Source organism: Lysobacter capsici (assembly GCF_018732085.1).
Taxonomy (GTDB): Bacteria; Pseudomonadota; Gammaproteobacteria; order Xanthomonadales; family Xanthomonadaceae; genus Lysobacter; species Lysobacter capsici_A.
The window spans coordinates 2,046,599-2,070,467 of sequence record NZ_CP076103.1 but is presented as its reverse complement, the minus strand read 5'-3'; the positions used below and the strand labels follow the sequence as shown (position 1 = coordinate 2,070,467).

The 23,869-nt window shown below is 67.2% G+C and carries 23 protein-coding genes and 1 pseudogene; 9 read left to right on the top strand and 15 right to left on the bottom strand.

Going from position 1 to position 23,869, the window contains the following annotated elements:
- Positions 1-61 precede the first annotated feature (61 nt).
- From dapE to map, 8 genes and pseudogenes are all read right to left on the bottom strand, one after another.
- Positions 62-1,222: a succinyl-diaminopimelate desuccinylase gene (gene dapE, locus KME82_RS08595; RefSeq protein ID WP_252255665.1), complete on the bottom strand. Its 1,161-nt coding sequence runs from the start codon at positions 1,220-1,222 to the stop codon at positions 62-64.
- Between the two features lie 1,118 nt (positions 1,223-2,340).
- Positions 2,341-2,682 (bottom strand): annotated as a pseudogene (locus KME82_RS26550) (Spx/MgsR family RNA polymerase-binding regulatory protein); the annotation flags it as partial.
- 55 nt (positions 2,683-2,737) lie between these two features.
- Entirely contained in the window at positions 2,738-3,226 is a 489-nt protein-coding gene (locus KME82_RS08585) for a hypothetical protein (protein ID WP_215498134.1), read from the bottom strand.
- Between the two features lie 194 nt (positions 3,227-3,420).
- On the bottom strand, positions 3,421-3,735 hold the full coding sequence (locus KME82_RS08580) for a hypothetical protein (RefSeq protein ID WP_215498133.1): 315 nt from the start codon (positions 3,733-3,735) through the stop codon (positions 3,421-3,423).
- The gene (locus tag KME82_RS08575; RefSeq protein ID WP_215498132.1) at positions 3,728-4,198 is read right to left on the bottom strand and encodes a hypothetical protein; all 471 of its coding nucleotides are present in this window, start codon (positions 4,196-4,198) and stop codon (positions 3,728-3,730) included. Before KME82_RS08575 ends, KME82_RS08580 begins: the two co-directional genes overlap by 8 nt.
- A gap of 13 nt (positions 4,199-4,211) precedes the next feature.
- Positions 4,212-5,126: a 2,3,4,5-tetrahydropyridine-2,6-dicarboxylate N-succinyltransferase gene (gene dapD, locus KME82_RS08570; protein ID WP_232526340.1), complete on the bottom strand. Its 915-nt coding sequence runs from the start codon at positions 5,124-5,126 to the stop codon at positions 4,212-4,214.
- Complete coding sequence (gene glnD, locus KME82_RS08565) at positions 5,102-7,822, bottom strand: [protein-PII] uridylyltransferase (RefSeq protein WP_215498131.1); 2,721 nt, start codon at positions 7,820-7,822, stop codon at positions 5,102-5,104. The genes dapD and glnD overlap by 25 nt, the downstream gene beginning before the upstream one ends.
- Positions 7,819-8,595 (bottom strand): type I methionyl aminopeptidase, encoded by a 777-nt coding sequence (gene map / locus KME82_RS08560; RefSeq protein ID WP_056108818.1) that lies wholly within the window; start codon positions 8,593-8,595, stop codon positions 7,819-7,821. The genes glnD and map overlap by 4 nt, the downstream gene beginning before the upstream one ends.
- Before the next feature lie 99 nt (positions 8,596-8,694).
- Between map and KME82_RS08555 the strand changes: the two genes are divergently transcribed.
- Complete coding sequence (locus KME82_RS08555; protein WP_215498130.1) at positions 8,695-9,618, top strand: MBL fold metallo-hydrolase; 924 nt, start codon at positions 8,695-8,697, stop codon at positions 9,616-9,618.
- Here the strand turns inward: KME82_RS08555 and KME82_RS27070 are convergent.
- Positions 9,563-9,733, bottom strand: a complete 171-nt coding sequence (locus KME82_RS27070) for a DUF6053 domain-containing protein (RefSeq protein WP_430538835.1) — start codon at positions 9,731-9,733, stop codon at positions 9,563-9,565. The genes KME82_RS08555 and KME82_RS27070 overlap by 56 nt on opposite strands.
- 367 nt (positions 9,734-10,100) lie before the next feature.
- Here KME82_RS27070 and rpsB point away from each other — a divergent pair, with 367 nt between their 5' ends.
- Positions 10,101-10,952, top strand: a complete 852-nt coding sequence (gene rpsB, locus KME82_RS08550) for a 30S ribosomal protein S2 (RefSeq protein WP_036113735.1) — start codon at positions 10,101-10,103, stop codon at positions 10,950-10,952.
- A 173-nt stretch (positions 10,953-11,125) separates the two neighbouring features.
- On the top strand, positions 11,126-12,007 hold the full coding sequence (gene tsf / locus KME82_RS08545) for a translation elongation factor Ts (protein WP_215498129.1): 882 nt from the start codon (positions 11,126-11,128) through the stop codon (positions 12,005-12,007).
- A gap of 523 nt (positions 12,008-12,530) precedes the next feature.
- Here the strand turns inward: tsf and KME82_RS08540 are convergent.
- The 4 genes from KME82_RS08540 to KME82_RS08525 all read right to left on the bottom strand — a co-directional run bounded on the left by KME82_RS08540 (position 12,531) and on the right by KME82_RS08525 (position 14,657).
- Entirely contained in the window at positions 12,531-12,938 is a 408-nt protein-coding gene (locus tag KME82_RS08540; protein WP_215498128.1) for a hypothetical protein, read from the bottom strand.
- Between the two features lie 42 nt (positions 12,939-12,980).
- Positions 12,981-13,394, bottom strand: coding sequence for a hypothetical protein (locus KME82_RS08535; protein ID WP_215498127.1), 414 nt, complete (start codon positions 13,392-13,394; stop codon positions 12,981-12,983).
- A gap of 87 nt (positions 13,395-13,481) precedes the next feature.
- Positions 13,482-13,877: a hypothetical protein gene (locus KME82_RS08530; protein WP_215498126.1), complete on the bottom strand. Its 396-nt coding sequence runs from the start codon at positions 13,875-13,877 to the stop codon at positions 13,482-13,484.
- An 87-nt stretch (positions 13,878-13,964) separates the two neighbouring features.
- The gene (locus KME82_RS08525) at positions 13,965-14,657 is read right to left on the bottom strand and encodes an AIM24 family protein (protein ID WP_215498125.1); all 693 of its coding nucleotides are present in this window, start codon (positions 14,655-14,657) and stop codon (positions 13,965-13,967) included.
- Between the two features lie 347 nt (positions 14,658-15,004).
- Between KME82_RS08525 and pyrH the strand changes: the two genes are divergently transcribed.
- Positions 15,005-15,727, top strand: coding sequence for a UMP kinase (pyrH, locus tag KME82_RS08520; RefSeq protein WP_036113722.1), 723 nt, complete (start codon positions 15,005-15,007; stop codon positions 15,725-15,727).
- A 226-nt stretch (positions 15,728-15,953) separates the two neighbouring features.
- Here the strand turns inward: pyrH and KME82_RS08515 are convergent, their stop codons facing one another.
- Complete coding sequence (locus KME82_RS08515; RefSeq protein WP_215498124.1) at positions 15,954-18,188, bottom strand: M56 family metallopeptidase; 2,235 nt, start codon at positions 18,186-18,188, stop codon at positions 15,954-15,956.
- Between the two features lies 1 nt (position 18,189).
- The gene (locus KME82_RS08510) at positions 18,190-18,576 is read right to left on the bottom strand and encodes a BlaI/MecI/CopY family transcriptional regulator (RefSeq protein ID WP_036113719.1); all 387 of its coding nucleotides are present in this window, start codon (positions 18,574-18,576) and stop codon (positions 18,190-18,192) included.
- A gap of 191 nt (positions 18,577-18,767) precedes the next feature.
- Here KME82_RS08510 and KME82_RS08505 point away from each other — a divergent pair, with 191 nt between their 5' ends.
- The 5 genes from KME82_RS08505 (at position 18,768) to dxr (ending at position 23,868) form a co-directional block, all read left to right on the top strand.
- A complete protein-coding gene (locus KME82_RS08505) occupies positions 18,768-19,907 on the top strand; it encodes a cation diffusion facilitator family transporter (RefSeq protein ID WP_215498123.1) in 1,140 nt (379 codons plus the stop codon).
- A gap of 286 nt (positions 19,908-20,193) precedes the next feature.
- The gene (frr, locus tag KME82_RS08500; protein WP_215498122.1) at positions 20,194-20,751 is read left to right on the top strand and encodes a ribosome recycling factor; all 558 of its coding nucleotides are present in this window, start codon (positions 20,194-20,196) and stop codon (positions 20,749-20,751) included.
- Positions 20,752-20,925: 174 nt separating this feature from the next.
- Complete coding sequence (gene uppS, locus KME82_RS08495; RefSeq protein ID WP_215498121.1) at positions 20,926-21,696, top strand: polyprenyl diphosphate synthase; 771 nt, start codon at positions 20,926-20,928, stop codon at positions 21,694-21,696.
- Positions 21,693-22,565: a phosphatidate cytidylyltransferase gene (locus KME82_RS08490; RefSeq protein ID WP_215498120.1), complete on the top strand. Its 873-nt coding sequence runs from the start codon at positions 21,693-21,695 to the stop codon at positions 22,563-22,565. Before uppS ends, KME82_RS08490 begins: the two co-directional genes overlap by 4 nt.
- A 64-nt stretch (positions 22,566-22,629) precedes the next feature.
- Positions 22,630-23,868 (top strand): 1-deoxy-D-xylulose-5-phosphate reductoisomerase, encoded by a 1,239-nt coding sequence (gene dxr / locus KME82_RS08485; RefSeq protein ID WP_215498119.1) that lies wholly within the window; start codon positions 22,630-22,632, stop codon positions 23,866-23,868.
- Position 23,869 lies beyond the last annotated feature (1 nt).

Below are 23,869 nucleotides of genomic sequence, written 5' to 3'. Positions count from 1 at the left end.
GCGACCACGAAAACACAACTACAGAGCACGCCCCGACACTTCCACGCGGGAACAAACCCAATCAACCAACCATCAACCGCTCAATCAACGCCAGATACAACCCCGGCAACGCCTCAAGATCCGCCACCAGCACATTCTCATCGACCTTGTGAATGCTCGCATTCACCGGCCCGATCTCGATGCACTGTGCCCCCAGCGGCGCAATGAAACGCGCATCCGATGTTCCACCGCCGGTGCTCTCCAACGGCGCCGCGCCAGCGAACATCGCCAACACCTCGCGCGCCGCCGCGCGCAGCGGGCCTTCCGGGGTGTAGAACGGCTCACCGCCGCGGAACCAGCGAATTTCGTATTCGAGCCCATGCGCCTGCAAGACCGCCTCGCATTCGCGCTCAAGACGTTCGGCGTTCCAGCTCGGGTTGAAGCGCAGGTTGAACAGCACCTGCAACTCGCCCGGAATCACGTTGTTCGCGCCCGTGCCGGCGTGGATATTGCTGATCTGCAGCGAGGTCGGCGGAAAGGTTTCGTAGCCATCGTCCCAACGCCGCCCGGCCAATTCCGACAGCGCCGGCATCGCCTGATGGATCGGGTTGCGCGCCTTCTCCGGATAGGCGACATGGCCCTGCACGCCGATCACCTTGAGCGTCGCCGATAACGTGCCGCGCCGGCCCACCCGCAACAGGTCGCCGAGTTTCGCGGTCGAGGACGGCTCGCCGGTGATGCACCAGTCGATGCGCTCGTCGCGCGCGCGGAAGGTGTCGGCGACGCGGCGCACACCGTCGATCGCATCGCCTTCCTCGTCGGAGGTCAGCAACAACGCGACGCGTCCGCCATGGTGCGGATGTTTCGCCGCGAACTGCTCCAATGCAACCACGAACGACGCCACGCTGCCCTTCATGTCGGCCGCGCCGCGCCCATACAACACGCCGTCGCGGATCTCCGGCAGGTACGGATCGCTGGCCCAACTGTCGACCGGCCCGGACGGCACCACGTCGGTATGGCCGAGCAGCACCAGGGTCGGCCCGTCGCCGTCGCCATGCACCGCCCACAGATTGTCGACCTCGCCATAGCGCAGGTGTTCGCAGGCGAACCCGGCGCGACCCAGGCGCTGCGCGATCATCGCCTGACACCCCAGATCGTCGGGCGTCACCGACGGCCGCGCGATCAGATCGCAGGTCAGCGCGAGCACCACCGCTGCAGTTCTCGGTGCGATGCCGCCGCTCACGTGCCGATTTGCCAACGCTGTTGATGCTGCGCTGCAGCGCTGACAGCCCCGGACCTACGCGGCGGAGCAATGAGCGGGTCGCACGGCTTCTTTCTGCGGCCGGCTACCGCATCACAGACGCACGGGCCGCTACACAGACAAAAATACAACTACGATTCAACAAAACAAAACCCAATCGACAAATTGCGTGACTCGCACCCCCCCGCCCCCCCCCCCCCAGTGTGAGGCCGGGTGCATCCCTCAACGGAGTGCTTGCGCATCGAAAGCGTCCATGAGTGGAGACGCGAAACCGATGAATCAACTGATCGTAGCGTATGTACAGCGGCGCAAGCCTGCAGCCAGTGAAACCAGGAAACCACACAAATGATTCGTATTCTGAAGAACCCAAGTTGCCACCCTAAGACCGTTGCAGAATCGAGCGGATTGAACACACATCGCCAAACCTTGTGAATATGGGTGGGGAAAAGGAAACGACAGAAAGTTCGAAGCCCAAGTTGGCGCGGAAAATCGAGCCGATCACACGTCCCAGCGCCGCGCGCAACGGAGAGTGGAGGAGCGCGCGATAAGACGTGCCGCGGGGTGAGCCATGCGACTAGGTCGGTCGGAAAGGTGCGCCGGAGACACGGTGAACTGCGCGTGGGAGCCGGATCGGGGTTGGCGGTCGGGTATGTGCTAGCAGAATTGACACGAACCATGCGACGGCTCGTCGCTCGGGGGGAGTTCGAGAAGACGACGCGGCGCGCCGTAGAACCCGCATCGCTCGGGACGGTCAGCAACAACGAGCGCGCCTCACGCCAGACTTCGGGGCGAGATGTTTGGCGCGAGTGCCCAATCGATCCACGCCCGTCGGAGCGAGGTTCGTCGGTCGGAGCCGCGCGCCCAATCAAAGAATGGGAGGGGTTTCGGGGCGTCAGATGATACGACGCACGGTTGGCCCAATGTCGACCGGCGCGGGAGGCAGAGGGATTGCAGAGCACCAGGAAGGACCGTCGCGAAGAGGAGTGTCGCGAGGTAGTGAACGAACAGGTAGTGCGCGATATCGTGATCAGCGTGGAAGGGGCGGCGTGGAGAAGCAGGTCAGCGTGAGCTGCTGCGTTCGGTGGTGGCGAACGAGCGATCCGCTGCTTGAAGCCGTTGTCGCTGAACCCTTGCGTGACCTTGCCGTCGTCGGTCACCACCACCGGCCGGCGGATCAATTGCGGGTATTCCTTCAACAACAGCTTCCACTCCGCATCCGACGCCGGCTCCTTGCGATTGGGCGGCAAGGTGCGCCAGGTGGTCGAAGACTTGTTGATCAACGACTCCCAACCGCCGAGCTGGTTCTTCCACTCAACCAGCGTCTCCGGCGCCTGCCGGTTGTCGCGGTAGTCGACAAAGGCATGCGCGATCTCAAAGCGGTCCAGCCACTTGCGCGCTTTCTTGCAGGTGTCGCAGTTGTTCAAGCCATAAAGCGTCGTCATCTCGACCTCAATGATTGTTTTCGAACCGATACAGACTCGTGCCTGGTTGAGGCGCTCAGCCGGAGCCGCGGATGCCATCGGCACCGACGAACTCATCATGGATTTTCTTCAGCGCGATACGCTGCCTGAGTTCGACCACCACCGCGCTCTCGACATACATGCCCAGCCAATTCTGCCGCGGAATGAACGAAACACGGTCGCCCAGGCGTCCGGGCCGACGCAGCCGCAACGTCACCCGGGCTGGCCGAAACGCATGATTCGTCGATATCGTTTCGATATCGGCGATCGGAACACCCTCTTCGATGCTCCCGCGCCTTATCCGCAGATGATCGCCGTGATCGACGACTTCATCGGCCAGCTTCCCCATGATCATGCTGTGCGCCGCGGCGACCGTGGTGGCAGCCGCGAACAACGCCCAGGCGTACCAAGGCCATGCCCCGCCCGATTTGCTCCACTGGACTGAAGCAACGACCAGAAGCAGCAGCGTCATCGCCGGCGCAATCCATTTGTAGAAAACGATCGATTGAACTGAAATTCGCTTCATGGTCCGTCTCTTAGTCAGCCGATTCACGCAGTACCGCGTAACCGCCCAGCCACATGTTGGCGCTCGCACAGCTATCGCAGTTACCGCGCCCACCCAGCGTCGTCATGAACGATCAACCTGATACCGACAAATGTTGAATCGACCAACCTGGATGCGCCCTGCCTGCTCACGCTGCAACTGCGCCCCGCGTTGGTTCAAGTGTACTTGCGCAGGCGTTCGGCCCGCGCACGCAACTGTTCGGCCATGGGATGCTCGCCAAATAACCGCCACACGAAGCCCTTCGAGATGAACACGACGCGATCGCCAAGCCGGTTCGGCCGACGCAGCCATAGGCTCAGACGAGCCGGCCTGGTATTGCCGCTATAGCTGACTTTTACTACGTCGCGCAACATCACTCGTTCTTCGATGCGACCCTTGCGTACGCGCAGATATCCACCCTCGTCCACGACCTCGTCGGCGAGGTCCCAGACCAGCAACCACATCAATACCGTATTGACGATGCTAGCCATCGACAGATTCACCCGACGCGCGCGAACCGATGCGCTGCGACAGATCCGCCGCCACCCGGCTTTCGCCATAAGTGCCGAACGCGGAATTCGGGCGTGGAACGAAAATGATGCGCCGGCCGAACGCGCCGGGCCTGCGCAGCGATAAAACCACCCGTAGCGGACGGATCGCATATTCCGCCGACACCTTTTCGATGTCGGCGATCGCCACCGTTTCCTCGATGCTGCGACGCCGCACGCGCAGATGATCGCCATGATCGACGACCTCATCGGCGAGACTCCAGGTCGTCGCCACCTGGGCCACGAATGCCACGATCGCTGCGACCGGTAACAGCCATTTCATCCACGGAGCCAACGAGGACGCGACGCTATTCCAAATCGGGGCGATGACCGTGAACAACAACAGACTCGACGCAGGCAGCACCCATTTGTAGGCGACCATCATGCCGGCCGAGATCCGCTGCATCGGCGCGCGTCCGTCAGTCCGCCAACCCGCGCAGCAGATCGTTGATGCTGGTCTTCGAACGCGTCTTCGCATCGACCTGCTTGACGATCACCGCGCAGTACAGCGAATGCGATCCGTCCTTGGCCGGCAACTGGCCGGACACGACCACGCTGTACGGCGGCACCGAGCCGTAGCTGATCTCGCCGGTCGCACGGTTGTACACGCGGGTGCTCTGGCCGAGAAACACGCCCATGCCGATCACGCTGTGGTGGCCGACGACGAAGCCTTCGACCACTTCCGAACGCGCGCCGATGAAGCAGTGGTCTTCGATGATGGTCGGCGAGGCCTGCAGCGGTTCGAGCACGCCGCCGATGCCGGCGCCGCCGGACAGGTGGCAGTGCTTGCCGATCTGCGCGCACGACCCGACCGTGGCCCAGGTGTCGACCATCGTGCCTTCGCCGACGTGCGCGCCGATGTTGACGAAACTCGGCATCAGCACCACGTCCTTGCCGATGTAGGCGCCGCGACGGGCGATAGCGCCGGGCACGATGCGCGCGCCGAGCTTGCGGAAATCGGCTTCGCCGTAGCCTTCGAAACGCGCCGGCACCTTGTCCCAGAACGGCGCCGGGTCGGCTTCGACCACCTGCATCTCGTTGACCCGGAAGTACAACAGCACGGCCTTCTTGAGCCATTCGTTGACGCTCCAGCCGCCCTTGCCGTCGGGCTCGGCGACACGGAACTCGCCCTGCTCCAAGCCGTCAATCACGCGTTCGACGGTCGGACGGGTCGAGCCTTCGATCTCGTCGGGGGTCAGCATGCTGCGGCGCTCGAAGGCGCTGTCGATCATGAACTTGAGTTCGTCGATGCCCGGGGCCTCGTTGCTCTTCTTCTTCGCGGTCTTCTTGGTGGTCTTCTTGGCGGGGCTCATCGACTGTCTCCTTCGAGGCAGGCCAGCAGCGCGTCGCGCAGGGCCTGCTGTTGCGTTTGATCGAGCGGGCGATCGTGCCCGTCGCTGTTGACACTGGTGATCTGGAACACGTCCTCGGCGCGTTCGCCGAAGGTGGCGATGCGCGCGTCGTGCACGCGCAGGCGTTGCTTGCGCAAGGTCTGGGCGACGTCGGCGAGCAGGCCGGGGCGATCGGTGCAGACCAGGCTCAGCACGCTGCGCGGGCTGAGCGCATCGGGCTTGGTGTAGGCGGCGAATTCGATCTGTGGCGCGATGCGGAAGTGGCGCAGATGGCGCGGTTGCGCGCGACGCGCCGGCTTGATCCGTTCCAGCGATCCGGACAGCGCGGTTTCCAGACGCCGTTCGACTTCTTCGGCGCTCGCCGGCTGGCGCGGATCGGTCGGCACCACTTCGAAAGTATCGAAGATCGCGCCGAGCGGGCCGTCGAGCACGCGCGCCTGCTGGATCGCCAGACCCAATCGATCCAGCGTGGCCACGATCGCGGCGAACAGGCCGTCGCGATCGGGCGAATGCACGAACACTTCCAGCGCGCCGGCATGCGCGCCGCCGTGCGCGCTGACCGGCCGGGCACGCACGCGCGTGTCGCCCAGGGCCACGCCGCGCAGCGAGGCGGCCTGCCAGGCGATCTGATCGGGACGTCCGCGCTGGAATGCGATCTCCGGCATGCGCGCGAACAACGCGGCGATTTCCTCGTCGCGCGCGCCGAACGCGGCAAGCATGGCCTGCGCGGCTTCGCGGGTTTCCGCGGCGCGTTCGGCGCCGGCCACCGGATGCTCCAGGCCGCGCCGCAGCGCGAGCCGGGTCGCGGTGTACAGGTCAGCGAGCAAGCGGTCCTTCCACGCGTTCCACAACTTCGGCGAGGTGCCGGCGATGTCGGCGCAGGTCAGCAGGTACAGGTGATCGAGGTGCTCGCGATCGGCGACCTTGCTGGCGAAACGATGGATCACCTCGGGATCGGCGATGTCCTGCTTCTGCGCGGTCACCGACATCAGCAGATGCTGGCGCACCAGCCATTCGACCAGCGCGGTGTCGGACTCGCTCAGGCCCATGGTGGCGCCGAACACGCGCGCGTCCTCGCCGCCGAGTTCGGAATGATCGCCGCCGCGGCCCTTGGCGATGTCGTGGAACAGGCCGGCCAGCAACAGCAGTTCCGGTTTACGCAGGCGCGGCCAGACTTCGTGGGCGATGCTGAAACGCTCGTCGGCCACGCCCGAAGCGAAGCGCGCCAGATTGCGCAGCACCGCGAGCGTGTGCTGATCGACCGTGTAGACATGGAACAGGTCGAACTGCATGCGCCCGGAGACTTTCGAGAACGCCGGAATCCAGCGGCCGAGCACGCCCAGGCGCGCCATGCGTTCGAGCGCATGCACCGGATGCGGGCCGCGCAGGATCTTGAGGAAGCGTTCGCGCAACGTCGGTTCGGCCTCGACGAAGCTCGGGATCTTGCCCAGCGCTTCGGCCAGGGTGCGCGCGGTCTGCGAATGCAGGCCGCGGATTTCGTCGTGGCTGGCCCAGGCCGCGAACAGCGCGAACACGTCGGCCGCGTCGCGCGGCCAGTCGGCGTCGCCCGCGGCGCCGGCTGTACGAGCAGCAATGTAGTCGCGGCGCAGTTCGAAGGCGTCGTAGGGCGAGGACAGCGGCACAGGCACCGCTTCGCCCTCGATCTGTTCCTCGAAACGTTGCAGCAGGCGTTCGCCGATGCGCAGCACCAGCGCGGCGCTGCGGTAGAAGCCCTGCATCATCTGTTCGACGGCGAGGTTGTCGGCGTTGTCGACATGGCCCAGGCGTTCGGCGAGCAGCTTCTGATAGTCGAAGCGCAAGCGCTCCTCGCGCTTGCGCGCGACCAGGTGCAGCCCGAAGCGCAGACGCGACAGCGCGCGGCGTTCGCGCTCCAGCGAGGTCAGTTCGTCCTGGCCCAACTGGCCGATCGAGACCAGCGACTCCAGATCGGAGGTGCCGATGATGCGCAGCGCCATCCAGTGCAGGGTCTGCACGTCGCGCATGCCGCCGGGGCCTTCCTTGAGATTGGGCTCGAGGTTGTCGGCGGTGTCGCCGTAGCGCGCGTGGCGCTGGCGCAGTTCGTCGCGCTTGGCGATGAAGAAGTCGCGCGCCGGCCAGACCTGCGACGGCGATACCGCCACCTGCAAGGCCATCTGCGCGACCGCGTCGGCGACGATCGGGCGCGCTTCCAGCATCGCGGTGAGCACGGTCAGGTCGGACGCGGCTTCGGTGCATTGCGCGGCCGAACGCACCGCGTGGCCGACCGGCAGGCCGGCGTCCCACAACGAAGCGAAGAAACAGCCCAGTTGTTCGGCCTGCGCGGTCTGCGCCTGCGGCTCGGCCAGGATCAGCAGGTCGATATCGGATTGCGGAAACAGTTCGCCGCGGCCGTAGCCGCCGACAGCGAACAGCGCCAGCGGCGCGCCGTCGTCGATGCAGGCGCGCCAGGCCGCGCGCACCTGGGTGTCGACCGCATCGGTGCGCGCGCGCAGCAGGCGATCGATGTCGGCTTCGGCGTCGCGGTCGAAACGTTCGGCGAGCGCGGCATCGACCGCGGCCAGCGCGGCGCGGATCGCCGCGGGGCTGCCAGGCGGCGGCGCATCGGCCGCGGGCTCAGCCGCCGCAGCGGGCGGCGCCGAGGGCGTCGCCGATGGGTTATCGGCGACGGGGCCGGTCATAGGTCGTTGTCGTCGCCCGGCACGCGGGTCAGGATCTCGACCCCGTCGTCGGTGACGGCGATGGTGTGCTCCCACTGCGCCGACAACTTGCGGTCCTTGGTCACCACGGTCCAGCCGTCGGGCAGGGTCTTATGGCGATAGGTGCCTTCGTTGATCATCGGCTCGATGGTGAAGGTCATGCCCGGCACCAGCTTGAGGCCTTCGCCCGGATGGCCGACATGCAGCACCTGCGGGTCTTCGTGGTAGATCCGGCCGATGCCGTGGCCGCAGTAGTCGCGCACCACGCTGAAGCGCTCGGCTTCGGCGTAGGTCTGGATCGCGTGGCCGATGTCGCCCAGGGTCATGCCCGGCTTGACGATGCGGATCGCGCGGAACATCGCTTCGCGGGTCACCTCGACCAGGCGCTTGGCCATGACCGACGGCGTGCCGGCGTAATACATGCGGCTGGTGTCGCCGTGCCAGCCGTCCTTGATCACGGTGACGTCGATGTTGACGATGTCGCCGTCCTTGAGGATCTTGCTGTCGCTGGGGATGCCGTGGCAGATCACGTTGTTGACCGAGGTGCATACGGTCTTCGGAAAGCCCTTGTAGCCGACGTTGGCGGGGATCGCCTTCTGCACGTTGACGATGTGCTCGTTGCAGATGCGGTCCAGCTCGCCGGTGCTCACGCCCGGCTTCACGTAGGGCGCGACGACCTGCAGCACCTCGGCGGCCAGGCGGCCGGCGACGCGCATCTTTTCGATGTCTTCGGGGGTTTTGATGGAAATGGCCATGGCCGCATTATCGCTCATTCACGTTCGCCTATCATCGCGCCGAACGCACCGCTGCGTATCGGCCGGCATGCGTCGGTCGGCGAGCCCCTGGAGAACCCGATGAATCTGCGTACCGCCGCGATCGCGGCCGGCCTGGCCGGGTTGTTCATGCTGCGTCCTGCCATCGCCGCGGCGCAGGGCACGACGCCGGCCGCGCCACCCGCCCCGCCCGCGCCGGCCTTCGTCGAACTCGCCCCGGGCCTGTCGGTGTTCAAGGGACCGGCGACCACCGTGCTGCTGGCCGAATCGGCGGACGCCGCGTTGCTGGTCGACAGCGAACTGGGCAAGACCGCGCCGGCGCTGCAACAGGCCCTGCAAGGCCACAAACCACTGCGCTACGTGGTCAACACCCATTGGCATCTGGACCACGTCGGCGGCAACGAGGCCCTGGCCGGCCGCGGCGCGAGCGTGATGGCGCACGAAAACGCGTACCGGCGCATGGCCCAGGACACGTATCTCAAGCATCTGAACCGGGTCATGCCGGCCCTGCCGCCGGCCGGTCGCCCGAGCGTGACCGTGCTCGGCGACGGCCGCCTGCGCCTGGGCGAGCTGGAAGCGCGGCTGATCCATGTGCCGGCGGCGCATACCGACGGCGACCTGCTGGTGCATTTCCCGGCCGCCAACGTGCTGCACATGGGCGACTGCTTTTTCAACGGGCTGTATCCGATCATCGACACCGGCACCGGCGGGACCGTCGACGGGCTGATCGCGGCGCTCGATCGCGGGCTGGCGCTGTCGGATGCGCGCACCCGGATCGTCGCCGGACATGGGCCGGTCGGCGACCGGCGCGATCTCAAAAAAGCGCGAGACATGCTCGCCGAGGTGCGCGACCGGGTCGCCAAGCTCAAGCGCGCCGGCAAGACCCGCGAGCAGACCCTGGCCGCGGCGCCGACCCGCGACTTCGACGCGGCGTGGGGCCAGGACTGGGTCAAGCCGGCGCAGATCGTGGGCTCGGTCTACGATTCGCTGCCTGCGCGGCCCTGAGCCCTGACGAACGCTCGAGGTCTTTTGTGGGAGGGCCTTCAGGCCCGATGCTTTTCTTTCCGGCGCGGTTCGACCTCATCTGAGCGAAAAGCATCGGGCCTGAAGGCCCTCCCACAAAAGACCTCACGCCCTCGCGGCCGGTGGGTGCCTAGGGCAACTCCAGCCCGCCAAGCCCCTCAACAGTTGCCCCAAACCCCCGTCCCGGCTACACTTCGCCGGCTTTGCGGCTGGAGCGTTCGTCCTTCGAACCCCTTCCGCGGCCGCCCACGCCGGGCGTCACCGGCGAATTCACACCTGCCGCCACAGCCCGTGCCGGGGTGCCGCGTGCCAGTCGGGAGCCCAGGCTCCACGACCGGACAAGCGGTTCGGACACGGAAGCGACAGGGAGGCCCAACCCCGGAACCACTCGCCTCGGAGCCCTGCTCCGGGCCGAAACGCCATCACTCATGCGGCGTCGGTTCCACTGCCTTCGGAGTAATGCAATGCCCCAGATCACCATGCGCCAGATGCTGGAAGCCGGCGTCCATTTCGGCCACCAGACGCGCTACTGGAATCCCAAGATGGGCCCGTACATCTTCGGCGCCCGCGGCAAGATCCACATCATCAACCTCGAGAAGACCGTTCCGCTGTTCAACGACGCGATGAACTTCATCTCGGCGATCGCGCAGAAGCGAGGCACCATCCTGTTCCTCGGCACCAAGCGTTCGGCGCGCGAATCGATCCGCGAAGAGGCCGAGCGTTGCGGCATGCCGTTCATGACCCAGCGCTGGCTCGGCGGCACCCTGACCAACTTCCGCACCGTCAAGCAGTCGGTCTCGCGCCTGAAGGAACTGGAAGCCGGCGAAACCGACGGCACCTTCCAGAAGATGGTCAAGCACGAAGTGCTGGGCCTGCGCCGCGAGCGCGACAAGCTGGAAGCCTCGCTGGGCGGCATCAAGGAAATGAACCGTCTGCCCGACGCGCTGTTCGTGATCGACATCGGCCATGAAGACATCGCGATCAAGGAAGCCAAGAAGCTCGGCATCCCGGTGATCGCGGTGGTCGACACCAACTACGATCCGGAACTGGTCGACTACGCCATCCCGGGCAACGACGACGCCATCCGCGCGGTGCAGCTGTACGCCCGCGCCGCCGCCGACGCCGTGCTCGAAGGCAAGGCCGCCGCTCCGCAGGTCGGCAACGTGCGCGAAGAAGATTTCGCCGAAGCCGAAGGCGAAGCCGGCAAGGACGACCGCAAGGGCGCTCCGCGCGGCCGCGCTCCGGCCAAGAAGGGCCCGGCTCCGGCCGCCGCCAAGAAGGCCGACGGCGAAGCTCCGGCTCCGGCCGCCGAGTAATCGCGACCGTCGTCAGCGCTCGGTAACGCGGCCGCGTCATAGTGCGCGGCTGCGATACGCACCATCCAACCTCGCAGAAGCGGCGCAAGCCGCGCTCGTCGCCGCATCCCGGCGATGCCAGTCGCGGCTTGCGCCGCTTCTGCGGGGCAACACGTATACCTGAGGTAACCCCAATGGCTGATATTTCCGCTTCCCTGGTCAAGGAACTCCGCGAGCGCACCGGCGCCGGCATGATGGAGTGCAAGAAGGCGCTGGTCGAAAACAACGGCGACATCGACGCCGCGGCCGAATGGCTGCGCAAGTCGGGCCTGGCCAAGGCCGACAAGAAGGCCGGCCGCGTGGCCGCCGAAGGCCGCATCGCGGTCGCCCAGGACGGCGGCAAGGCCGTGCTGGTCGAGATCAACTCCGAGACCGACTTCGTCGCCAAGGACGCGAACTTCCTGTCGTTCACCGACACCGTGGCGCAAGCCGCTCTGTCCTCGGGCGCGGCCGATGCCGAAGCGCTCAAGGCGGTCAAGCTGGCGTCCGGCGAGACCATCGAAGAAACCCGCGCCGCGGTCATCGCCAAGGTCGGCGAGAACCTGCAGGTGCGTCGCCTGATCCAGATCGACAGCGCCAACAATGTCGCGGCCTACGTGCATGGCGGCCGCATCGGCGTGCTGATCGAGCTCAAGGGCGGCGATGCCGACCTGGCGCGCGGCCTGGCGATGCATGTCGCGGCGATGAACCCGCCGCACATCAAGGCCAGCGACGTGCCGGCCGACTTCGTGGCGAAGGAAAAGGAAATCGAACTGGCGAAGATGTCCGACAAGGACAAGTCCAAGCCGGCCGACATCCTGGAGAAGATCATCGGCGGCAAGATCGCCAAGATCGTCAACGAAGTCACCCTGTACGGCCAGCCGTACGTGCTGAACACCGATCAGACCGTCGAGCAGGTGCTCAAGGCCGCCGGCGCCGAGGTGGTCAGCATGCAGCGCATCGCGGTCGGCGAAGGCATCGAGAAGCAGGTCGACGATTTCGCGGCCGAAGTCATGAAGCAGGCGGGTCTGGCGTAAGCCATTTCGCGGGTTTCAAGCTGTAGTACGAGAAAGGCCGCGAAGTTCGCGGCCTTTTTCTTTGGGGGGAGATTTGGGAATCGGGAATCGGGAATCGGGAATCGGGAATCGGGAATCGGGAATCGGGAATCGGGAATCGGGAATCGGTTAGAGCGTAGCGCTCCATCCCTGCTCGTTGCGCAAGCTGTCCGAAGCAACGTGCTCCCACGTCCCAACGTACTTCCCTACCGTCATTCCCGCGAACGCGGGAATCTAGTGCCTTTCGTGCGAGAACGCTTGAAGCCACTGGATTCCCGCTTTCGCGGGAATGACAGCCTGGAAGAATGACGCTGAAGGCTCTGGATTCCCGCATTCGCGGGAATGACGTTCTTGAAGGATGATGCTGAAGTCTCTGGATGTTCGGCTACGCCGAATTAAAACAGAGCCCGCCTTCGCGGGAATGACGCCTGGTCAGATCACGCTGAAGCCTCAGGATGTTCGACTGCGCCGAAACAAAGCGGAGTCCACCCTCTGCGCCATCACCTCAACCCGCCATCACCACAACCCAAGCCGACCTGACCCAGCCGGCCTTGCACGGCCCGCGATAGACCTGCTTGCGGGCGATCGGCGAACCGACCTCGCACTTCATCCCCGGCGCGGTGGGATAGACGATCGCAAGCCACCGATCGCCGTCGGCGCTATCGCACAGATACACCTCGCGGCCGTTGCCGAGCTTGTCGAGCATCGCGTACGCCGCGCCCGGTCCGGCGCGCACCGCGAGAAAACCATCGCCATCGGCCTTCAAGCCGGTGACCTGCGCGAACGAACCGCAGGCATCCAGCACCTCGTTGCCGCCGACCCGCACCGGCACCGCCGCGGGCGCCCTCGCCTGCGCGAACGGCGCAAGCAGCGCCACGGCCAGCATCGATCCCGTCCACATGCGCTTGCTCATGCTCAATCTCCTGTCGTCGCCCGCTGTCGAGCGCGCGCGGCCTCAGCCGGCAATGATTTCGATCCAGCTCGAATGCACCCAGCCCGACTTGCACGGCCCTGGGTAGACGCGGGCCTTGGCGATCGCCGAACTCACGCCGCAACCGGCCTCGCCGGCGTTCGAGTCCGCGGCCGCATACACAATCGAGATCCAGCGGCCGCGCGTCGCGCACACATACACCTGCCGTCCGTTGCCGAGCCGATCGAGCATCGCGTAGTCGGCGCCGGGGCCGGCGCGCACCGCCAGGAAGCCGTCGCCGCCGACCTTGAGTCCGCGCACCTCGCCGAGCGAACCGCAGGCGTCCCATTCCGCGCTGCCGCCGACTTCCACCGGCACCGCGCGCGGCGGCGCGGCGCCGATCGGCACGGCTGGCAGAATCAGCGCGATTGCCAGCGGCGCCGTCTTGATCCATTTCATCGCAAAGCTCCTTCTCGCATCCAAACTCCCTCGCACGTCCGCGGCCAAACCGCCGCGACGCGAACGCACCGACCTCCGCGCCTAATCTCAACCGGCGATGATCTCGACCCAGGTCCAATGAACCCAACCGGATTTGCACGGGCCGCGATACCCGCGCACATCGGCCGACTCGGCGACGCAGCGCATGTCTTTCGCCCCCTTGTCGGGATACAGCACCGACACCCATCGTCCCTCGCCGCGGCACAGGTAGACCCGGCGGCCGTTGCCGAGCTTGTCGACCAGCGCATGCTCGCTACCGGGACCGGCGCGCACCGCCAGGAAGCCCGCGCCGCCGGCCTTGAGCCCGCGGACTTCGCCGATCGATTCGCAATGGCTGCCGGCGCCGATGTCGCCGACCGGCGTCGACGACGGCGGTTCGGCCGCGACCGAAACCGCCAGCGATAACCACGCGGCGCCAAGGCACAAGCGCATCGCTTCCTTCATCCCTGCGCTCCTTGCAGATTCAATGCGACCCACGATTACCCAAGCGCGCGCCGCCGGAACGACGCGCGCCAGTCCACGCCGTCGCGATCAGCCGGTCTGCTGGAAATACACTTCCTCGTACGGCTGCACCACCACCCAGCCGGTGCCGGAGAACTTGAGCTGGATGCTCTCGCCCGAGCCGCGGCCGAACAAGGTGCCCAGCGAGATGTCGGTGACGATGTCCGGGCTCAGGCCGCCGGACCAGGCGACGGTCGCATTCGGGTCGGTGAACACCGGCTGGTCCGGGGTCACCGCCAGGGTCAGCGGTTCGTAATGCGAGGTGATCGCGACCACGCCGCTGCCGCTGAGTTTGATGTTGAACAAGCCGCCGGACATCATGCCCGAGACCTTGCGCATCATCTTGATGTCCGACTGCACGCCGTCTTCGTAGGCGAGCACGTCGTTGCCGTTGACGAAGATCGACTCGCCGGCCAGGCGCAGCAGGGTGATCTTCTTGCCGGCATCGGCGATGTAGACCCGGCCCTGGCCTTCCATCTTCATCAGCTGGGTGCCTTCGCCGCTGATCGCCTTCTTCAGCAGGTTGCCCAGGCCCTGCTCGAGCATGCCCTGGCGCACGAACTTGACGCCGCCGCGGTAGGCGACCATCGAGCCGGATTTGGCCCAGACGCGGCCGTTGAGCTTGACTTCCAGCAGGTGCGAGCTTTCCAGTTCGAAGGCTTCCTGGCTCAGATCCTTCTGCTTGGACGCTTCGACGAATTCGTTGAGGTTCTTGATCGACACTTTCCATCTCCTTGGGTAATGCGCGGCGGCGGCCTCACGGTGGACGCGCGCGGCGGCGGTTCCAGTGGCTGGACCGGCGGCCGGATCATACCCGGTCCTCCCATGTCCGCCTTGTGCATCACGGTTTTCGAACGCCGCGCGCAGCCGATCGCCGCATGCCGCAAACCGCCGCGATCGGCGCGATTGCGGCGCCCCGCTCCGCTGCATCCGGCCGATCCGCGGCCCGAGCCGGCCTGGACAGGTGCGGCGCCGACCCGGCCATCGCGCAGCGGCCCGTTCGCGCATGCCTGCGCGCGTGGCGCTTGAGCTACAATCCGCCACGTTTTCCGCCTCCCCCGAGACCGCCCATGTCCCAGCTCGTGTATCGCCGTGTCCTGTTGAAACTCTCCGGCGAAGCATTGATGGGCGATGAGGACTACGGCATCGACCCCAAGGTGATCGGTCGGCTCGCGCGCGAAGTCATCGAAGTCCAGCAGGCCGGCGCGGAAATCGCGCTGGTGATCGGCGGCGGCAACATCTTCCGCGGCGCGGGTCTGGCGGCCGGCGGCATGGACCGGGTCACCGGCGACCAGATGGGCATGTTGGCCACCGTGATCAACGCGCTGGCGATGCAGGATTCGCTGGAAAAGCTCGGCGCCAAGGTGCGGGTGATGAGCGCGATCAAGATCAACGACGTGTGCGAGGACTACATCCGCCGCCGCGCCATCCGCCATCTGGAAAAAGGCCGCCTGGCGATCTTCGCCGCCGGCGTCGGCAGCCCGTTCTTCACCACCGACTCGGGCGCTGCGCTGCGCGCGATCGAGATCGGCGCCGACCTGCTGCTCAAGGCGACCAAGGTCGACGGCGTGTACGACAAGGACCCGAAGAAGCACAGCGACGCGGTGCGCTTCGACAAGCTCAGCTACGACGAGGTGATCACCCGCGACCTGCAGGTCATGGACACCGCCGCGTTCGCGCTGTGCCGCGACAGCGAACTGCCGCTGCGCATCTTCGACATGGGCCAGCCGGGCGTGCTGCTGAAGATCCTGCGCGGCGAGAATATCGGTACGCTGGTGCAGGGTCGCGGCTGATCGCGCGTCGGCGTCGAACACGCGCCACCCGGAGCACGGCTTTCGGCGTCCGGCGATCGATCGCCGCTATCTGAGGCCCGATGCCCGAACGAAAAGACCCGCCAGCGGCGGGTCTTTTTTGTACGACCTCCGACGGCTCCATCGTCGCGGCCACGCTTGCGTGCAAGCCTGGTTCATGACGTGGCGCTGGCGGTTCATCGCGTCGCCGAGCAGCCACCCGACACCATCAGCGCCACACCTGCTCCCGTGCTTCGCGCTTGGCCTGCTCGGTGATGCGCGCAATCTCGGCCGGACTCATCGCGTAACGGCTCGCATCGCGCTTGGCCTGCTCGGTGATGCGCGCGATCTCGGCCGGGCTCATCGCGTAACGGCTCGCATCGCGCTTGGCCTGCTCGGTGATGCGCGCGATCTCCGCCGGGCTCATCGCATAACGGCTCGCATCGCGCTTGGCCTGATCGGTGATGCGCGCGATCTCGGCCGGGCTCATCGCGTAACGGCTCGCGTCGCGCTTGGCCTGATCGGTGATGCGCGCGATCTCGGCCGGGCTCATCGCGTAACGGCTCGCATCGCGTTGGGCCTGCTCGGTGATGCGTGCGATCTCCGCCGGGCTCATCGCGTGGCGGCTCGCGTCGCGCCTGGCCTGTTCGGAGATACGCGCGATCTCGGCCTTGCTCATCGCATGGCGACGGGCGTCGCTTCGGGCCTGCTCGGCGATACGGCGGATCTGCGCTGCTTCCGGCGCGGACAGCACCGCGTCGCGACGCGCCTGGGCAGCGTCGCGCCGGGCCTGTTCGATGTCGCGCCGATATTGTGCGCTGTCGAGCCCGTGCTGGCCGGCGTCGCGCCGCGCCTGCTCGGCATCGCGCTGGGCCTGCTCGGCGTCGCGGCGCGCCTGGGCGGCATCGCGTCGCGCCTGCTCGCCATCGCGCTTGGCCTGATCCGCATCGCGTCGCGCCTGTTCGCCATCGAGCCTGGCTTGCTGCCCGGCATCGCGCGCCGCGCGCTGAGCCGCGACGCTCGCCGCCTGCGCCTGGCGTTCTGCGTCACGCCCGGCGCGTTCGGCATCGCGTGCCGCGCGCTCCGCCGCGACACCGGCGGCCTGCGCATCGCGCTGCGCTTCGCGCCCGGCGCGTTCGGCCTCGCGACCGGCCTGCTCGGCGGCGCGCCCGGCTTTCTCCGCTTCCACGGCCGCTTGCCGCGACTCGTCCATGCGTTGCCGCAGGCGCGTGCGGGTCGCCGCGTCGGTCACCGGCTGGTAAGCGCCGTCGGCGCTCACCTTGTAGTACTGATCGCCCTTGACCGCCCAGACCAGCGGGTCGCCGCCGTTGTTGAGCTCGGTGATGCGGGTTTCGCCGCTCTTGTCGGAGGAATGGATCGACACGCTGCGCGATTGCGATTGCGGCGCGCGTTCGCCGGCCGCCGCGGTCACCCGGTACGGCACTAGGCCGACCAGGACGATGGCGGCGGTCAGGATCAGCCCGCCCAGGTGCGAGGACGAAGTCGCGTTCTGCAACATGATGAGTCTCCTCTTCAAAATCGTGTAAGTGGGGGATGCGCTGGCGACACCGGCCGCCGGACGCGGCGCGACGCCCAGACGCAGCAACAGGCGCCCGTAGTCGTGGGCGGCATAGCGACGGCTGTCGAGCACGGCCGCGTCGCAGGCCGCTTCGCGCGCGATCGAGTACTCGCGGGCGATCACATGCGCGAGCGGATGAAAGAAGAACAGGTGCTGAACCAGCGCCGGCACCCAGCCCCACCACAGATCGCGGCGGCGGACGTGGACCAGTTCGTGATGCAGCGCCATCGCCAGTTCGTCGCCGCTCAGATGCGGCAAGCGTTCGCGCGGCAACAGCACCGTCGCCGGCGGGCCGATCAACTGCGGCGAATCGATCTGCGCCGACACCCGCAGCGGCGGCAGGCGATTCAGCCCCAGGCTGGCGCCGAGCGCGCGATAGGTGGAGAGCACTTGCGGCTGTTCGCACGGCCGCGATGCGGCGATGCGGCGGCACGCGGCGGCATAACCGCGCACGCTGGCGAAAGCGACCAGCAAAAACCCGGACAGCCACAGGGCGGCGAAGACCAGCGGCCACGACAACCAGTCGGGGGTCAAGTAATGCGCGGTGGGCGCGGTTGCGGCGGCGACCGTGGCGTCTGTCGCGCCCTTCGTCACGAAGAACGGCAGTTGCGCCGCCGACGACAGCTGCGGTGCCGCCGCCGCGACGTTCGCGGCCTGGCTCGCCCGATCCCACGACGCCGGCAACAACGGCAGGCTCAACGGCGTGGGCCACAACGCGCCGAGCAACAACTGCAGCGCGGCGCACCACCACAACCAGCAGCGCAGCGCGGCGCTCAGGCGCAGGTAACGGCACAGCAGCCACACCGCCGCGACCACCACCAGCGATTGCAATCCCGCCGCGAGCAAACGCGGCAGCAGGACGTCGCCGATCCAATCCAGAGTCATCTCAATCCTCCTTGCGTCGCGATTGCAGATCGGCGACCAGGCTTTCCAGTTCGGCCAGTTCGTCGTCGCTGACCTGCGCGCGCTGCGACATCCACGCCACGAACGGCGACACCGAACCTTGCAAGGTGTTGGCGACGAACTTGCCGACCGCCGAACGCATCACGTCGTCGGGCTGGGTGGCGGTGGAATAGCGGTACACGCCGCCGACCTTGCGCCGGCGCAGATAGGCCTTGGCGCGCAGGCGCTCCATCATGGTCAGCACGGTCGAACGCGCCAGCCCGCGCGGTTCGCCGTAGCCGCTGGCGACTTCGCCGACCGAGGCGTCGCCCTGCTCGGCCAGGTATTGCAGCAGCGCCAGTTCCTGGTCGCCGATGGATTTGCGGTTCATGTCGCCCCTAATGGCTACAGCTGTAGTCATAGTTGCCTTGACTACACAGGTAGTCAACGTGCCTGAAGTCATGCCGCCCTCGTCCGCGGCGACATCCGGCCATGGGATTCGCCGACGCCGGTCATGGTTTAAACCGCCGGCGCGATGGCCTGTAATAGTGTTCGCGGGCGCGGCCGTGACAGCATTCGTCCATGCACTCGCACAGTCACCACGGCCACCACCACGGCGTCAGCGGCACCCGCGCATTCGCCGCGGTGACCCTGATCAATCTGGCCTATACCGCGCTGGAAGCCGGCTACGGCTTCATGACCAATTCGCTGGCGCTGCTGTCGGACGCGCTGCACAACTTCGGCGACGTGCTCGGCCTGGCCCTGGCCTGGGGCGCGGCGGTGTTGGCCAAGCGCACCCCGACCGCGCGTCACACCTACGGCTGGCGACGCGCGACCTTGCTGTCGCCGCTGGCCAATTCGCTGCTGCTGGTGGGTTTCTCCGGCGCCTTGGCCTGGGAAGCGATCCGCCGTTTCAACGCGCCGCCGGAAATCCCCGCGCTGCCGGTGATCGTGGTCGCCGCGCTCGGCATCGCGGTCAATCTCGGCGCGGCCTGGCTGGTGCGCGACGGGCACGATCACGACCTCAACCGCCGCGGCGCGTTCCTGCACCTGATGGCCGACGCAGCGGTGTCGCTGGCCGCGGTGCTGGCCGGCGCCGGCATGTGGCTGACCGGCTGGGAATGGCTGGACCCGGCGATCGCCTTGCTGATCGGCGCGGTGGTCGCGGTCGGCGCCTTCGGCCTGCTGCGCGAAGCGTTCAACGCGGCGATGGATGCGGTGCCGCGCGGCATCGACCGCGGCGAAGTCGAGAGCCTGCTGCGACAACAACCCGGGGTGCAGGCGATCCACCATCTGCACATCTGGTCGCTGGGCGCGGGCGAAATCGCGATGACCGCGCACATCGTTCGGCCCGACGACCACGACCACGACGTCTTCATCGATCGCCTCAACCGCGAACTCGATCGCCGCTTCGGCATCAATCATCCCACCCTGCAGGTCGAGCACGGCCGCGCCTGCGAGCACGACCGCCACGACCGCGCGCCGCACGGCGAGCACGCGCATTCGCATGCACATGGGCACGACGGGCCTGGGCACGATGCGCATGCGCCGGATCATTCGCACGATCACGGCCACGCGCACCATGACCATGACCATGACCACGGCCATGATCCGCAGCATGACCATGACTCCAGTCATGGTCACGACGGCCACGCTCAAGACGGCCACCCTCACGAAGATCACCCGCACGACCGCCCGCGCCAGCACAGCCATCGCCCCTGAGCGCCGCATGCTGCATCGCAGCGAAAGCGCCGCCCCACCCCGCCGCTCGCGTGGCCGAGCCTGAACGCAACGGCTCCGATCCCGCGCAAAACGTGATCCCCGGCGACGCACAGGCCGCATTGGCGATGCGCACCATGCTGCGCGGCATCCGCTCGAACGACCGCGAACGCTCGCCAATTCCGCCGATCCGGGCCGCCGCGGGCGTCCGCGCCGGGACCCCGTGGCCCGCAAAACCCGCCCGAGCCCATATAATCCCGCGATTACCGCTACTGGAACGGAGCCGGCGATGCTCAACGACATCAAGAAAGACTCTCAGAACCGCATGGCCAAGAGCGTCGAAGCCTTTCGCCACGATCTGACCAAGATCCGCACCGGGCGCGCATCCACCGCGCTGGTCGACCATCTGAAAGTGAACTACCACGGCTCCGAAATGCCGCTGGGCCAGGTCGCCAGCGTGCAGGTCAGCGATGCGCGCACCCTGACCATCACCCCGTGGGAAAAGCAGATCGTCGGCGCGGTCGAGAAGGCCATCCTCGCCTCCGACCTAGGCCTGACCCCGAACACCGCCGGCACCGTGATCCGCATCAACCTGCCGGCGCTGACCGAAGAACGCCGCAAGGAACTGACCAAGGTCGTCCACGCCCAGAGCGAGGACGCCAAGGTCGCGATCCGCAACATCCGCCGCGATGCCAACCATCAGGCGAAGGAACTGCTCAAGGACAAGAAGGTCACCGAAGACGAGCTGCGCAGCTTCGAAGGCGATATCCAGAAGATCACCGACAGCTCGATCAAGGACGTCGACGGCGTGGTCAAGGCCAAGGAACAGGAACTGATGGCGGTGTGAACCGCCGGGCCCGCGCGGGCGCTCGCCGAGTTCATACCACTGAACTTCTGCGCGGCGTGCGGGTCCAGCACTGGGCTCGCCTCGATCGAGCCCGGCCCAGTGCGTCGCTCCACCCGTCCCCCTCCGCCGATCCCGCCGTTCCATCCGCAGCCTGAGGTCTTCATCATCGGCGCCATGCCCTCCGAGCCCGCCCACGCCGCGCCCGCACGCATCCCGCGCCACCTGGCCGTCATCATGGACGGCAACGGCCGCTGGGCCGAACGGCGGCGCCGGCCGCGCATCATCGGCCACCGCGCCGGCGCGCGCGCGGTCAACGTCTGCATCGATTTCTGCATCGCCCGCGGCGTCCAGGCGCTGACCCTGTTCGCGTTCTCCAGCGAAAACTGGGGCCGGCCCGAGGACGAGGTCGGCGCGCTGATGAAGCTGTTCCTCAACGCGCTCGAACGCGAGGTCGAGGAACTCGACCGGCGCGGGGTGCGGGTGCGCTTCATCGGCGAACGCGAACGCTTTTCCGACAAGATCCGCGAGCGCATGGCCGCGGCCGAGCGCCAGACCCGCAACAACACCACCTTGCACCTGAGCATCGCTGCCAGTTACGGCGGCCGCTGGGACATCGCCCAGGCCGCGCGTTCGCTGGCCTCGGAGGTCGCCGCCGGCACCTTGGCGGTGGAAGCGATCGACGAACGCCTGCTGGCCTCGCGCATGTCGCTGGCCGACCTGCCGGCGCCGGACCTGTTCATTCGTACCGGCGGCGACACCCGGATCAGCAATTTCCTGCTGTGGCAGCTGGCCTATACCGAACTGTGGTTCACCGAAGCGCTGTGGCCCGAACTCGACGCCACCTTGCTGCAGACCGCGCTGGACGATTTCGCCAGCCGCGAACGCCGCTTCGGCCTGACCGGGGCGCAGATCGCTCTCGCCCAGCCCAACGAGACTGTTGAATGACCCGAACCCGCCTGCTTGCCGCGCTGGTCATGGCGCCTGTCGCGATCGCGGCGATCCTGCTGTTGTCGACGCCGTGGGTGATCGCGCTGACCGCGGTGCTGTTCCTGATCGGGCTGTGGGAATGGTTCGACCTGGCCGAGATCGAGGACACCCTGTCGCGCACCGTGCTGCTGGTCGTGCATATGGCGTTGATGGTGGCGATCGTGTGGGCCTCGCGTACCAGCGGCCTGGGCGCGGCGCAGGCGCCGTCGATGGTGCTGTTCAAGATCGCCTCGCTGGTCGGCGTGGTGTGGTGGCTGCTGGCGCTGCTGTGGCTGCAGCGCTTCGACTTCGCCAGCGATCACCGCACCTATGCGCGCATGTTCAAGCTCGCCGCGGCCGCGCTGAGCGTGATTCCGGCCTGGTGCGCGATGGCCTGGATCCACGCCGAAGGCCCGATCGGCCTGGGCGGCCTGCCGGTCGGTCATTGGTGGCTGCTGACCGCGCTGGCGGTGGTGTGGGCCGCCGATTCGGGCGCGTATTTCGCCGGGCGCAAGTTCGGCATGCTCAAGCTCGCGCCGCGGGTGAGCCCCAACAAGACCGTCGAAGGCCTGGTCGGCGGCGCCATCGCCGGGGTCGCGGCCGGCGTGGGTTTCTCGTTGCTGGCCGGCGCGACCACCGCGCAGCTGCCGTGGGTGGCGCTGGTATCGCTGGTGGCGATGCTGTTCTCGGTGGTCGGCGACCTGTTCGAGAGCCTGCTCAAGCGGCATGTCGGGGTGAAGGATTCCGGGCATCTGATTCCCGGACACGGCGGCATCCTGGATCGCATCGACGGCGTGCTCGCCGCGTTGCCGGTGTTCGCGCTGGGCAAGGCGATTTTCGGGTTTTGATGATGAGCCTTGTCGACCGTCGTGGAGCAACCACTCCGAGCGAACACATGCCCGGAGCCCGCGCATGACCGCCCCCGCCCGCCACGTCGCCGTCCTCGGCGCCACCGGTTCGATCGGCACCTCGGCGCTGGACGTGATCGCCCGCCACGGCGACGCCCTGCGCGCCACCGTGCTCGCCGCCGGCGGCAAGGTCGATGCGCTGCTGGCGCTGTGCGAACGCCATCGTCCCGACCACGCCGTGATCGCCGATCCGGCCGGCTTTGCGGCGTTGCGCGACGGCCTGCGCGAGCGCGGCCTGTCCACCGCGGCCCATTGCGGCGACGACGCCCTGGTCGAACTGGTGTCGTCCGATGCCTGCGACACCGTGGTCGCGGCGATCGTCGGCGCGGCCGGGCTGTCTTCGACCCTGGCCGCGGCGCGCGCCGGCAAGCGCCTGTTGCTGGCCAACAAGGAATCGCTGGTCCTGGCCGGCGAGTTGCTGATGCAGACCGCGCACGAATCGGGCGCCTGCATCGTGCCGATCGACAGCGAACACAACGCCATCTTCCAATGCCTGCCGGCGGCGCAACTGCGCGTGACCGCGCACGGCGCCGCGCAAACCGGCGGCGCACAGCCCGCTCACCCGGCCTCGCAGCCCGGTCTGAAGCGGATCCTGCTGACCGCGTCGGGCGGGCCGTTCCGCGGCCGTACACGTTCGGACCTGGGCCAGGTCACGCCCGAGCAGGCGGTCGCGCACCCGAAGTGGTCGATGGGCCCGAAGATCTCGGTCGACTCGGCCACGCTGATGAACAAGGGCCTGGAAGTCATCGAGGCGCACCACCTGTTCGCGGTCGGCGGCGATCGCATCGAAGTGCTGGTCCACCCGCAAAGCCTGGTCCATTCGCTGGTCGAATTCGTCGACGGCTCGACCCTCGCCCAGCTCGGCCTGCCCGACATGCGCACCGCGCTGGCGGTAGGCTTCGGCTGGCCGCAGCGGATCGAATCGGGGGTCGCCGGGCTCGACCTGCTGGCCCACGGCCGGCTCGATTTCGAACGCCCCGACCTCGACGCCTTTCCCTGCCTGCGCCTGGCCTTCGAAGCCCTGGCCGCCGGCGGCACCGCCCCGGCGGTGCTCAACGCCGCCAACGAAGTGGCCGTTTCAGCCTTTCTTCAGCGGCGCATCGGTTTCCTAGCGATACCCGCGCTGGTCGAGGACACCCTCGCCGCGCTCCCGTCCACCCCGGCCAGCTCGCTGGCGGCGCTGCGCGAGGCCGATGCCCTGGCCCGCCGCCACGCCGAGCAGGCGATCGGTCAAAGAGCCTGAG